This window comes from Streptomyces sp. NPDC088812, from assembly GCF_044750285.1.
GTDB lineage: Bacteria > Actinomycetota > Actinomycetes > Streptomycetales > Streptomycetaceae > Streptomyces.
Genome location: NZ_JBIVJP010000028.1, coordinates 25,154 through 37,357, shown reverse-complemented (window position 1 = coordinate 37,357; position 12,204 = coordinate 25,154). Strand labels below are relative to the sequence as shown.

Annotated in this window: 14 protein-coding genes; all 14 read right to left on the bottom strand. The window is 71.1% G+C overall.

Translation table 11 applies throughout. The annotated features are described in order from the left end of the window. Positions 1 to 2: 2 nt before the first annotated feature. The gene (locus ACIP67_RS37350; protein ID WP_401697939.1) at positions 3 to 1,268 is read right to left on the bottom strand and encodes a cytochrome P450; all 1,266 of its coding nucleotides are present in this window, start codon (positions 1,266 to 1,268) and stop codon (positions 3 to 5) included. Further along, positions 1,265 to 1,855, bottom strand: a complete 591-nt coding sequence (locus tag ACIP67_RS37345) for a GTP-binding protein (protein ID WP_401697938.1) — start codon at positions 1,853 to 1,855, stop codon at positions 1,265 to 1,267. The genes ACIP67_RS37350 and ACIP67_RS37345 overlap by 4 nt, the downstream gene beginning before the upstream one ends. Next, entirely contained in the window at positions 1,833 to 2,198 is a 366-nt protein-coding gene (locus tag ACIP67_RS37340; protein WP_365777488.1) for a DUF742 domain-containing protein, read from the bottom strand. Before ACIP67_RS37340 ends, ACIP67_RS37345 begins: the two co-directional genes overlap by 23 nt. Continuing rightward, positions 2,195 to 2,602 (bottom strand): roadblock/LC7 domain-containing protein, encoded by a 408-nt coding sequence (locus ACIP67_RS37335; RefSeq protein ID WP_401697936.1) that lies wholly within the window; start codon positions 2,600 to 2,602, stop codon positions 2,195 to 2,197. The genes ACIP67_RS37340 and ACIP67_RS37335 overlap by 4 nt, the downstream gene beginning before the upstream one ends. Then, a complete protein-coding gene (locus tag ACIP67_RS37330; RefSeq protein WP_401697934.1) occupies positions 2,599 to 3,894 on the bottom strand; it encodes a sensor histidine kinase in 1,296 nt (431 codons plus the stop codon). Before ACIP67_RS37330 ends, ACIP67_RS37335 begins: the two co-directional genes overlap by 4 nt. Positions 3,895 to 3,988: 94 nt before the next feature. Then, entirely contained in the window at positions 3,989 to 5,848 is a 1,860-nt protein-coding gene (locus ACIP67_RS37325) for a glycoside hydrolase family 15 protein (protein ID WP_401697932.1), read from the bottom strand. Next, positions 5,845 to 6,063: a hypothetical protein gene (locus ACIP67_RS37320; RefSeq protein ID WP_401697931.1), complete on the bottom strand. Its 219-nt coding sequence runs from the start codon at positions 6,061 to 6,063 to the stop codon at positions 5,845 to 5,847. The genes ACIP67_RS37325 and ACIP67_RS37320 overlap by 4 nt, the downstream gene beginning before the upstream one ends. A gap of 171 nt (positions 6,064 to 6,234) precedes the next feature. Beyond that, a complete protein-coding gene (locus ACIP67_RS37315) occupies positions 6,235 to 6,894 on the bottom strand; it encodes a hypothetical protein (RefSeq protein ID WP_401697929.1) in 660 nt (219 codons plus the stop codon). After that, complete coding sequence (locus ACIP67_RS37310; RefSeq protein WP_401697928.1) at positions 6,894 to 7,673, bottom strand: aldo/keto reductase; 780 nt, start codon at positions 7,671 to 7,673, stop codon at positions 6,894 to 6,896. Before ACIP67_RS37310 ends, ACIP67_RS37315 begins: the two co-directional genes overlap by 1 nt. Then, positions 7,670 to 8,269: an AAA family ATPase gene (locus ACIP67_RS37305; RefSeq protein WP_401697926.1), complete on the bottom strand. Its 600-nt coding sequence runs from the start codon at positions 8,267 to 8,269 to the stop codon at positions 7,670 to 7,672. The genes ACIP67_RS37310 and ACIP67_RS37305 overlap by 4 nt, the downstream gene beginning before the upstream one ends. Beyond that, complete coding sequence (locus tag ACIP67_RS37300) at positions 8,266 to 8,868, bottom strand: exonuclease domain-containing protein (RefSeq protein WP_401697925.1); 603 nt, start codon at positions 8,866 to 8,868, stop codon at positions 8,266 to 8,268. Before ACIP67_RS37300 ends, ACIP67_RS37305 begins: the two co-directional genes overlap by 4 nt. After that, positions 8,865 to 10,058: a radical SAM protein gene (locus ACIP67_RS37295; protein ID WP_401697924.1), complete on the bottom strand. Its 1,194-nt coding sequence runs from the start codon at positions 10,056 to 10,058 to the stop codon at positions 8,865 to 8,867. The genes ACIP67_RS37300 and ACIP67_RS37295 overlap by 4 nt, the downstream gene beginning before the upstream one ends. A 25-nt stretch (positions 10,059 to 10,083) precedes the next feature. Then, a complete protein-coding gene (locus tag ACIP67_RS37290) occupies positions 10,084 to 11,136 on the bottom strand; it encodes a nucleoside-diphosphate kinase (RefSeq protein ID WP_401697923.1) in 1,053 nt (350 codons plus the stop codon). Further along, a complete protein-coding gene (locus ACIP67_RS37285; protein ID WP_401697922.1) occupies positions 11,133 to 12,155 on the bottom strand; it encodes a thymidylate synthase in 1,023 nt (340 codons plus the stop codon). Before ACIP67_RS37285 ends, ACIP67_RS37290 begins: the two co-directional genes overlap by 4 nt. Positions 12,156 to 12,204: the final 49 nt, after the last annotated feature.

The window sequence follows — 12,204 nt, the reverse complement described above, 5'->3', positions numbered from 1 at the left end:
GGTCACCTTCCGGTGGGTGCGGGAGCGGGCTGGAAGTGCACGGGGAGCGAGGCGGGGCCGGCGAGGAAGGTGCCGGGCAGGTTGGCCACGTCGGCGGCGGGGACGGTGAGCGCGAGGCCGGGCAGGCGGTCGAGGAGGCGTTCGACGGCGGTCTCGGAGATGACGCGGGCCAGTCCCGGGGCCGGGCAGGCGTGCACGCCTGCGCTGAAGGCCAGGTGACCGCGGTTCCCGGCACGCTGGTCGGTGTCGACGGCTACGGCCGGGTCGCTGTTGGCGGCGGCGAAGGAGATGAGGATCGGGTAGCCGGGCTGGACGGTGACGCCTTCGACGTACTGGGGGCCCTGGGCGTACAGCGGGGAGTAGTTCGGCACGGGCGGCTCGTCCCACAGCACCTCTTCGAGGGCGGCGGCGACCGGGGTGACGCCGGTGTACACGCTGCCGGCGAACCGCTCGCTGGCGAGGAAGCGCTGGATGCCGCGGCCGATGTGCTTGGCGGTCGGCGGCGCCGCCGCGCCGAACAGGAGCAGCAGCGTCTGCACGAGTTCGCCGTCGCTGAGCCCGGCTTGGATCAGGTAGCTGACGATGTCGCGGCCGGGCCGGGCCCGCTTGAGCTGGACGAGTTGCAGGCAGGCGTTCTCGAGTGCGGTGTTGGCCTGGGCGGCGTCGTCCCCGGCGGCGAACAGGCGGGTGACGTAGCGGATGATCCGTTCGCCGTGCTCGGGCGGGCAGCCGAACAGCTCGATGACGGTGAGCATCGGCAGCGGGTCGGCGTACTGGGCTACGAGATCGGCCTGCCCGGCCGGGCAGAAGGCGTCGATCAGCCTGTCGGCGACGTGGTCGACGGTGTCGGCGAGCGCGTAGGTGTCGATGCGGGCGAGCGCACCGGTGATGGCGCCGCGCAGCCGCTGGTGTTCCGCGCCGTCCTTCCATAGCGCGTTGTCCCGGGGCATCATCATCTGCCGCGTTGGGCTGTCCGCCGGGATCTGTCCGGTGCGCAGGGCCTGCCAGTGGTAGGTGGGGTCTTTGTGGAACAGCGCGGGGGTGTGGCGCAGCAGGTAGAGGCAGGCCCGGTAGGTGACGGCGAGGTAGCCGTAGACGCCGGGGGAGATCTCGACCGGGACGACCGGGCCCATGTCGCGCAGCCGGTGGTAGGTGGCCTGTGGGTCGGCGTCGAAGGCAGGGCCGTAGATCGGCAGGGGCCGCTGGGGCGGCGGGGTGTGCCCGCGCACGGGGCACGTGGCGGCATCGAACTCGTGGCGGGTGGTCATCGGGCGGGCTCCGGGGTGAGGAGGTGGCGGATGAGGACGATCAGCGCGTTGCGGGAGCTCGCCGGCTCTCGGGCGTCGCAGGTGACCAGCGGGGTCGTCTCGGCGAGGTCCATGACCTGCCGCAGCCGCGGCTCAGGGTGGACCGGCGCGCCGTCGAAGGCGTTGACGGCGACCGCGTACGGCATGTGGAGTTCCTCGACGAGCTCGAGGATGGGATAGGTCTCGTGCAGGCGGCGGGTGTCGGTGAGGACGAGCGCGCCCAGTGCGCCGTAGGCCAGGTCCTTGAGGATGGTGAAGAAGCGGGGCTGGCCGGGCGCTCCGAAGAGGTAGAGGACCAGGTCGTCGGCGAGGTGGAGCCGGCCGAAGTCCATCGCCACGGTCGTGGTGGTCTTCTGCGGCAGGCCTGCGTGGTCGTCGATGCCTTCACCGGCGCTGGTCATCACCTCTTCGGTGCTGACGGGCGCGATCTGGGACAGGCCGTGAACGAAGGTGGTCTTGCCCGCACCGAAGTGCCCGGCGATCAGGATCTTCGCGGTGCGCTCGTCCCCGCGCAGTATCGGGGGATTAGAGCCGTTGAAGCCCGGCAAGGACGTCCTCCAGCAGCTGTCGGGTGGGGTCGGCGGCGTCGGTGATGCGCTGCCGGGTGGAGATGTGGCCCGCCTCCATGAGGTCGGCGAGCAGGATCCGCATCACGCTCACCGGCAGCCCGAGAAGGGCGCCGAGTTCGACGACCGACTGGGAGCTGTGGGACAGCGCCTCGAGGATCGTCAGCTGCTCGGGGTTGAGCGTGCCGCGGTTGAGGTGAGGGGAGGACGCGGCGAGGCTGATCAGCGTGATGTGGTCGAAGTGGTTGCGGCTGGGCTGTGACCGGCCGCCGGTGACCACATAGGTCCGCACGAGCCGGTCATCGCCGCGCCCCGCCGGGCTCATCCCCGCTCGTCCTCACTCTGGCGGGGAGCGACGCCCAGTACCGGCCCCAGCCTCTCGACGACCTTCGCCATCCGGTCCGAGAAGGCGACGATGTCCACGTCGGCCTGCGCGGACGCCACCAGGTAGGAGCGGTCGCTGGCGGCGACGAGGAAGAGGTAGCCGCCGCGGTACTGGATCATCGTCTGCTGCCAGGGGGTGACGTCGTCGCCCACGAACGTCGCGGCGTTGCGGCTGAGGGACTGCATGCCGGAGGCGGTGGCGGAGATGTGGTCGGCGAGCTCGTCGGTGACGTCGCGGGAGGCGGCCATGCGCAGGCCGTCGGCGGAGAGCACCACCGCGTTCCGGGCGCCGGGGAAGGCGACGAGGTCGTCGAGGATCCAGGACAGGTCGGCACTGGTGGTCATGAGGTCGGCTCCTGGGGTGTCGGGTGGTGGGCGGATCGGGTGCCGCTGGCGAACGCGGCCAGGCCCTGGCCGGCGCGCGGCGGCGGGGGTTCGGAGTCGGGCGCAGCCTGAACCGGAGGTGCGACGGCGCCGCGGCGGCGCCGCACTGGCAGGCCGTCGTCGGCCACCGGGTAGGGGGAGTGGCGCGGTGCCGCGGGTGCGGCGGATGCTGGTTCCGTGGCGGCGGGGCGGTGCGCCGTGTGCTGGGGCTCCTGGGCGGGTGGCGGGGCGAGCATGGTGCGCGGCACCTGTACCACGGCCCGCGTTCCGCCGTAGCGGGAGTGTTCGATGTCCAGGCTGGCCCGGAAGCCGTAGCGGCCGGCCAGGACGCCGACGCCGTGCAGGCCGAACGCGGCCGGGTTGCTCAGCTCGGTGAACTGCACCGGGTACTGGCCGGACACGCGCCGCCGCGCTTCGTGGAGGGCCTCCGGCGTCATTCCGGGACCGGCGTCGTGGATCTCGACGCTCACGCCGTTGTGGGTCTCCACGAAGGACACCTCGACCGGGGTCGTCGGCGCGCTGTGGCGGGCGGCGTTGTCCAGCAGCTCGGCCAGCAGCAGCACCAAGGGCTCCACGTAACGGCCGGCGACGTACAGGGGGCGGGCTGGGGGCACTTGGACGCGGGGGAAGTCGCGGATCCGCGAGATGCCTCCGCGTACCGCGTCGAGCAGCGGCACATCGTCGCGCTGCCGGCCGGGCCACATGCCGGTCAGCACGCCGAGGATCTGCAGCCGCCTGAGCAGCTGGCTCGCGGTGTGGTCGATCGGCTGGACCAGCTCGAGCGTCTTGTGATCGTGTCCCGCTGAGAGGAGCTTGGTGATGGCGGACTGGAGCTCGTAGCCCAGCGGCTGCACGGACCGAGTCGTCGCCTGAACCGCCACTCTTGCCGCGCCCTCGGACCGCGTGGCGGCCTCGGACAGTGCAGTGAATACCTGCTCGAGCACCGTCTGGTGGGCTCGGTCGGTGTCGGTGCCGGCCAGCACCTGGTGGAGAAGGGCACCGACCGCGGTCGGGTCGCCGGCTCCGTGCTGCATGGCGTAGATGAGTCCCGGCAGCCGGGAGCCGGCCAGGTGCTGCGCCTCCTCTTCTTGGGCGGCGGCGCGCTGTGCGGCGTCGGTGGCCCGTCGGGTGGCGGCGCCGGCGGCCTGGCGGTGCCGTGCGGCCGACCTGGCGAAGTAGACGGCGCTGCCGCCGCCGGCGGCAGCGAGGGCGCACGGCGCCAGGATGAGCGCTTCCTGTAGAAGGGGGGTCATCGGATCCTCGCTGGCGTGCGGTCGGCGGACTGGGGCTGCAGATGCCGCAGGCGCCGCTGCGGCGGGCCGGCGTACAAAACCACTGGGGTGGCGCTCACGCGGCCATCACCGGCGACACCGCCCTGTCCAGCTCGGCCAGCAATGCCGCGCTCTCGGTCAAGCCCAGCAGCGAGAAGGCCTGCGGGAAGTTCCCCAGCTGCCGGCGAGTGACCGCGTCGTACTCCTCGGCGAGCAGGCCCAGGTCGGTGCGCAGGGTCAGCAACCGCTCGAAGAGGTCCCTCGCCTCACTGGCGCGACCGGTGAGCGCGAGCGCGTCGACCAGCCAGAACGAGCACAGAAGGAAGGCGCCCTCGTCACCGGTCAGCCCGTCGACCCCCTCCTGAGCGCCGGCCGTCGGATACCGGTGAACCAGGCCCTCGTGGGACGACAGCTCCCGGCGCACCGCGTCGACCGTGCCGATCACCCGCGGATCGTCCGGGGGGAGGAAGCCCGTACGGGGGAGCAGCAGCAGCGAGGCGTCCAGCTCGCGCGAGCCGTACGACTGGGTGAAGGAGTTGCGGACAGGGTCGTAGCCCTTGGCGCAGACGTCGGCGTGAATCTCGTCCCGCAGGGCCGTCAGCGCATTGAGGTCGGCGTCCAGGGCACCGTCCTTGACGAGGCGGACGGCGCGGTCGACCGCCACCCAGCACATGATCTTCGAGTGCGTGAAGTGGCGCCTTCCCCCGCGGACTTCCCAGATGCCGTCGTCGGGCTCGCGCCAGTGCAGGCGCACGTAGTCGACGAGGTGGAGGATCAGCGCCTCGGTGTTCTCACAGCGCGCGACCCCGTGCTGGTGGGCCAGGAAGAGCGTCTCGACGACCTCGCCGGGCACATCCAGCTGCAACTGGTCGACCGCACCATTGCCGACACGGACCGGGCCGGACCCCTCGTACCCGGGCAGCCACGGCAGCTCCCGCTCGGGCAGCTCCCGGCCCCCGTCGATGCGGTACATGATCTGCAGGTTCTCCGGGTCACCGCCCAGCGTGCGCAGCAGCCACCGCCGCCACGCGGTCGCCTCGTCCCGGTAACCGGTGCGCAGCAGCGCGGACAGGGTGACCGCGGAATCGCGCAGCCAGCACGCCCGGTAGTCCCAGTTGCGCACCCCGCCGATCTCCTCGGGCAGCGACGTGGTGGGCGCGGCGACGATCCCGCCGGTGGGACCGTGGGTGAGCGCCTTGAGGGTGATCAGGGAACGGACGACCATCTCGCGGTACGGGCCGTCGTAGCTGAGCTGGGCCACCCACGCCGCCCAGAAGGCCGCGGTCTGCGCGAGGGCCTCTTCGGAATCCGGGACTTCGGGCTGGACGCCGTGGGAGGGCTGCCAGCTCAGGGCGAAGGCCACCCACGTGCCGGCTGCGACGGTGAACGTGTGGTGGACGATGCCGTCCTTCTCGGTGCCCGGCACGGAGGTGTCGAGCCACAGGGCGTCGGGTCCGCTGACCGCGGCGGTCCGGCCGTCCTGCTCTCGGATCCACGGCCTCGTCCGGCCGTAGCCGAACCGCGGGGAGAGGGCCGACGTCATCTCCACCGTGCCGGAGACGCCTTCGACGATGCGGACCAGCTGCGGGCCGTGCCCGTCACGGGGCGGCATCAGGTCGAGCACGCGGACGGTGCCGGCCGCGGTGTCCCACTCGGACTCGACGATGAGGCTGTCGCCCACGTAGCGGCGGCGGTCGGCGTACGGGGCTGACGCACCGGCGGGGACGGCGGGCCCTATCCGCCAGAACCCGTTCCGGTTCGTGCCCAGCAGGCTGGCGAGTACGGCCGGTGAGTCAAAGCGGGGCAGGCACAGCCAGTCGACGCTGCCGTCCCGGCAGACCAGGGCGGCGGTCTGTGTGTCTCCGATGAGGGCGTAGTCCTCGATGCGCGGACGGCGCGCAGACGGGGCGAGGGGGATCGGCGTCGCGGTGGTCATGGGGTGCGGTCTCCAGGCGAGGCGAGGATGGCGTAGGCGTCGGAGTGGTCGAAGCGTTCGTGCAAGGGGGCGGGTTGGCGACAGGAGACGGTGGTCAACGGCCCGTCGGCCTCCAGCGGCGTCCAGGAGCGCAGCAGGTCGCGGACCTGCTCTCCGGTCCGGGCCCGGAAGGCGATGCCAGATCGCGCGTAGAGGCGGGCGAGGGCCGCGTTCACCCCCTACGCGGGCGAAGTCAGGCATGCAACGGCCCGTAGTGTCCGCGCCGTCGGCGGGGCACGCGAGGCGGACGCGCTGGGTGAAGGCCTCCTCATCCAGGACGAGCAGCCGGGCCATGGGCTCGTCAGGCGGGGCGGCACCGAGCAGGACTGCGAGCAGCCGGGCGACGGTCACGACGCGGCCCTCCGCTCCATGGCCTCAGCCGCGCGCACGAGCTTCTCGCGGGTCTCCTCCCGGGGCCAAGCGGCGTCCACGGCTTCCCGCAGGCCGGCACTGACGAGGTGCGCGACCTGGGAGCCGGTCTCGTAGGTGGGGAAGAGACCGGCGCCGGCCACCATCCGGTGCCCATGGACGGTCACCTCGGCGACAGGGCCGACTGTGTCTCCGGTCGCCAGGGCCTGCAGGCTGACGAGGAGACGCGTCCGCCCGGTCGGCCACTGATCCAAGAACTGCAGGGTCGACATGACGCGCACGGTGGCCCGTGGGTCCCGGTACACCAGGCCCGTCGCCGCGGCGCGGGTCATGGGCGCCGCGGCCATGATGTGGGTGATCACCTTCCTGCGTCGCGTCTGCACCCAGTCGACGGCGACGCGCCGCAGGAGCCTCAGCCCGCCGGAGGGGTCGACGAGCACCCGGTAGCCGGCTTCCTCTGGCGTCTGCCCGTCATACACGCCGCCCACGGGAAGCATCAGTATGCCGCGCAGATCGACGACCGTGATGCAGTCGGCGCCGACCGGAACGAGCAGCGAGACGCCGACCACCGGCGGCCGCCAGTTCTCGTAGGCGGCGGGACGGCGCCGCGCGGGCACGGTGGCCACTGCGCTGCGCATCAGGCCGGACCGTCCTGCACGGCAGCTACGATCTCGTCGAGGTGCCGGGGCTGGCTGGTGCCAGGGATGACGGCGACGTGCGAGCCCTGGGAGAGGACCCAGTGCAGCGGAGCGGCGACCCCGTGGACCTGGGCCAGAACGCCAGCGTCCAGCGGCCGATAGGCCACGTACGGGATGTTGAGGTCGCGGCACATTTCCACGGCCGGGTCGTCGCGGTCGGTGGTGTTCAGCACGTTCTGCACCGCGGCGACGGGCAGGTACTTGTGCACGTACCGGATGTCCTCGGGCGTGACCTTCGACAGGCCGAAGTGCCCGATCTTCCCCTCGTCCCGCAGGGCGTCCAGTACGGCGATCTGGTCGTCGCGCGATACTTCGGGGTCAATGCGGTGCAGGTAGCACAGTTCCAGGCGCTCGACCTTCAGTCGCCGAAGGCTCGCTTCGACGCAGGCCCGCAGGTAGAAGGGGTTACCGAGTGGCTTCCACTGGCCGGGGGCCGGGCGGAGCATGCCTACCTTGGTGGCGATCAGCACATGGTCGGGGTAGGGGTAGAGCGCTGCCCGGATGAGGTGTTCGACGGTGTGGGGGCCGTAGGCGTCGGCGGTGTCGATGTGGCTGATGCCGTGGGTGTGCACGGCTTGGCGCAGGATGCTGAGCGCGGTGCCGCGGTCGTCCGGGTCACCCCAGGTTCCGGGGTTGGTCAGGCGCATGGTGCCGAAGCCGAGCCGGGAGACGGTCTTCCCGGCGATGGTGATGCTGCCGGCGGGCGGAGCGGGGATCATACGAGCTCCTCCTTCAGGCAGCGCTGGACGGCGACCTCAACGGCGTGGGCCTGGCTGTCGGGATCGCTGGTCACCCGCCGGTGGGGGATGACGTCGTTGGCCAGGAGACGGTGCACGCGCTCGTTGACGAGGCGCCGGAAGTGGGCGTCGTAGTCGTGGCTGGTGTCGATGGGCACGCTCTCGTCGAGCACGGTCGCGAACAGCAGGTCGTATTTGGGGAGCTGCGTGGAGGCGAGGGCCAGGAGGCGTTCGCGTTCGAGGCGGGGCGGGGTCTCGGCCCGGAACACCATCGCTGCCTCGAAGTAGGCGATGGCGTCGTGGGCGGCGCGGTCGATGAGCACGACTTCGGCGCCCTGCGCGGCGGCGTTGGTCTCGTCGACGATGCCCTGCGCGATGATCCACTCGGTGGACCGGACGGTGTGGTGCTGCATCTTGGGCAGGCCGGCCGCGGCTGCGCGCTTGCCGAGCTGGCCGGTGCGCGCCACGGTGAGGCCGTGGCCGCGCAGTTCCATCTCTATGCGCTTCAGGAGCGTCGTCTTGCCCGTCGAGTGGGTGCCGAGCACGGCGATCCGCAGGGGCTGGGCGGAGGAAGTCACCACAGGGTGGGGTCCTTTTCTGGTTCGGGGGCGCCGGGCAGGCCGGGCGGCACGGCCGCGCCGACCAGTTGGTCCCAGGTGTCGTAGCGGGAGGCCATGGCGATCAGGAGCTGCGCCGTGGCGAAGGCGTCGAAGGTGGCCCGGTGACGGTCGCCGGGGGCTTCGCGCAGGTCGGGCTGCACGTGCTCGATAAGCCGGTCGAGGCTGTACTTGCCGAGGTCGGGGAAGGTGTCCTTGGCCAGCCGGAGCGTGTCCAGAACGCCCGCGGGCTCCCAGCCGGGCAGGTGCGCACTGAGCACGCGGTAGTCGGTGTGCGCGTTGTGTGCGCAGATCCATGCGTTGCCGAGGAAGGCGCGCACCTGGTCGGCGACTTCGGCCCATGCCGGCTTGTCGGCCAAGTGATCGTTGGTCCAGCCGTGCACTCGGGCGGCGAAGGGGGTGACTGGGCGGTTCGGACGGGTCAGCCACCAGCCCGCGGTGCCCTTGTCGGGGTGTCCGTCCCGGACGGGCAGCGCGGCGACTTCGACGAGGTCGGGGGGGTTGGTGCCGTTGCCTTCGATGTCGACGACGAGCAGCGCGGGCCAGGTGGCGAAGTTCATGGCGTGTCGGGTCCGTCCTCCGCCTCCCAGCCGATGGGGGCCCGGCCGTGCTGGCGGTAGTGGTGGGGCTTGCTCCGGTCGTGGCACTGGTAGCCGAACCCGTGCTGCAGGTAGTAGCGGGGCGGCTCGTCCAGTCCCTCGACGACGATGGCACGGTCGTTGACCTCAACGTCGCCCACCGCTCCCAGAGCGCGCGCTTCGTGCACGACGGCGTCCAGCGACGGCTTGACCCAGCCCTTCTTGCACAGGGCGATCTGTTCGGGCGGGCAGATGTCGCACAGTTCTCGGATGCCGTAGTGGCCGTTGTAGTCGGCCTCGCCCCAGGCGTAGGCGACTCCGCAGCTCGTCTTGCGGAACAGCGCACCCCACTCGGCTCCGCCGGCGGCCTTGTGCAGGTCGAAGGCTCCCAGGATTCGCTGCTCCGCCTGCTCTGGCATGATCTTCCGCCGGGCCGTGTCGTCGTACGGCATCGGCATGCCATGGCCCTCGTAGTACGCCTTGATCTCGTCGCGGAAGAAGAGGCCCGTGAAGACGGTGGCGTGCGCGTGCAGGGACAGTTCGCGGGCCCGCTCGATGTGCTCGTCGGAGTCGTTGAGGCCGGGCACGATCGGCCGCCAGTACAGGACGGTGCGGTAGTGCTCGGCGTGCTCATGCAGCATGCGCAGGCTGTCGGCGGCGTACGTGGAGTTGACGGGCTCGATGTCGCGGTGGTCGATGCCGGAGTAGGTGACGAGGACCGTCAGGCGCAGGTTCTTGAAAGAGTTCAGGACGGCGCAGTCGTCCGCGCTCACCCGCCACCGGGTGATGACGAGGACGTGGTTGGTCAGGCCTTGCTCGTCGAGCAGCCGCAGGACCTCGAACGTGTGGGGCTTGACCACCGGCAGCATCGGGTCGGTGGCCCGGTTGAAGACCTGGATGGGTGTTTTGTGCGGCCGGAAGTACGGGTGGCTGACCAGCAGGGTGACGGCGGCTTCGTCGCGCATCAGCGCCCGCGGTGTCTTCATCTCGAAGTTGCCGAACAGGTGCCGAACGCAGTAGCCGCAGTCCAGCGGGCAGCCGACGACATGGTTCAGGGACAGGCCCGACTTGCGGTATTCGATCACGTCGGCGAGGCCGGGGTTGAGGCCGCTGATCTGCTCGGTGGTGAGCAGGGGCAGCGGGCGGCGGCGAGGTATCGAGGGGGCAGTCACAGGGGGGCCTCCGGGCAGGGGACGGTCAGCGGGGGGTGTGCGTGGTCTGAAGGGGGACGCCGACCGACGGGGCGGTGAGCAGCAAGCGGCGGCGGGCGCCGTACCAGGTGCCGAAGTCGCGGCGGGCCGCGTCCGCGTCGTCGGAGGTGTGCACCAAGTTGTGCACGAGGCGATTCTGTTCGAGAGCGGCTTCGAGACTGTCGTTGCCGAGGTCGCCGCGGATGGTGCCAGCAGCCGCGTGAGTGGGGTCGAAGTGCCCGATGAGCTGGCGCAGGCGGCCGTGGATGCCCGGCTCGCCATATGCGAGGGCGATGGTGACCTGCTTGCCCGCGTACGCGTTGTCCAGACACGCGGGAATGTCCCGGTCGGGGAACCAGTCGGCATCGACCAAGAGGTCCCAGTAGTGCACGTGGGCCTGCCAAGGCTGCACGGTGACGTCGATCCGGTTGGCGATCGTGGCGCCGGCGGCGGCGATCCGTTCGAGCACCGAGTCGACCAGGCCCCGCGCCACAGCGTCCGGCTTGCACAGGACGACCGAGCAGCGGTCGAAATCGCTGATCTGGAGACGGCGGCCCGGCCCGTACCACGTGCCGTACTCGCGGCGGGCTCCGGCGGGGTCGTCGGAGGCGTGCACGAGGTTCCGCACGAGACGGTTCTCCGCCCGCGCGACGGCGAGGCTGTCGTCTCCCAGGTCACCGCGGATCGTCCCGGCCACAGCACGGGTCGGGTCGGTGTGGCCGATGAGCTGCCGCAACCGGGCGTGAATACCCGGCTCACCGTGCGCCAGGGCCAGCGTGACGGGCTGCCCTGCGTAGGCGGCATCGATGTACGAGGGCAGGTCGCGCATGTCGCTGCGCCCGGTGGCGGCGAGCATGTCGCGGTAGGCGACGTGCGCCTGCCACGGCGCGGCGACAACGTCCATGCGGTCGGTGACGGTGAAGCCTGCGGACGAGACCATCTCCAGGATGCGGGAGGTCAGCCCGCGCGCCACGGCGTCGGGCTTGCACAGGACGACCGCCCACCGGTCGAAGTCGACCCCGCCCACCACGGCGCCGCTCATCGGCTTGCCGGCGCTCACTGGGCACCCCCGTCGACCGCTGCGGCGCAGGCCGGCCACTTGCGTACCACCAGCCAGCGCAGGCCCGGGTCAAGGGCGTGCAGGAGGGCCGGGTCGACGGCGTCGACCTGGTCGTGCTGGATCTGCCGGTACAGCTCGAACAGCATCACGACCTGCTGCCAGTACGGATGCAGGCCGAGACGGTTCTGGATGTGCAGGGCGGTGTAGCACAGCTCGTTGGTACGCAGTGCCTCTTCGTGGACCAGCAGGTGTTCGATCGTCGCCGCGGTGGTGTCCACGGGCATGGGTGGGAAGGCGAAGTGCACCGCCGGGCGGCTGGCGGCTTCCTCCAGCACACGACGGACCCGGTCGGCGTTGTGGTCGTTGACGTGCGCGGAGCCGATCGTGTGCGTGTACGCGCCCAGGCGCAGCCCGAGTTGGATGGCCGCGTACTCCTGGATCATCGTGAACGAGAACACGTCGGACAACAGGCCGCAGTCGAGATCGTTCGCCCGCATGTTGCAGACCATGTGCAGTTGGCCATCACGGGGCAGCAGGTGCAGACCGGCCAGGCAGGCGACGTCCGGGTTGGAGCGTTCGGCGAGCTCGGCCGCCGAGAACACGGGCAGGTAGCCGCGCTTGCTGTCGGGCTCGTTCTGCAGCAGCTCGACGACGAGGTCGAACGGTGACCGGTGCCCGTCGGCCGGGTGGAGCAGGGTGTAGCCGTACGCGGATCCGCCGAGGTGGATGCCGTCCGCGCTGCTGGCGCGCATGGACGGCGCGTAGTAGCCGATCATCTCCAGGTCGCGGCGGCCGGCGAGATACCAGAGCGCTTCGGCGAACTGGAAGACGGGGTTCGTCTTCCGCTCCGCCAGGTAGGGCAGCCGCTGCCGGGGGTCGGGCAGGCGGAAACTGGCACCGATGACCTCGCGGGCGGCGTTGCCGCGCGCGTCGATCCGGTGCTCGGGTTTCTTCGTAGCTCTCTGCAGTAAGGCGACGTAGGCGCCTTCGACGCTGCGGAAGGTCTGGGTTGTGAGCAAGACACCCTCCTGATCGGGGACAGAGGTGGGTGGGACGGGTTGGTGCGCC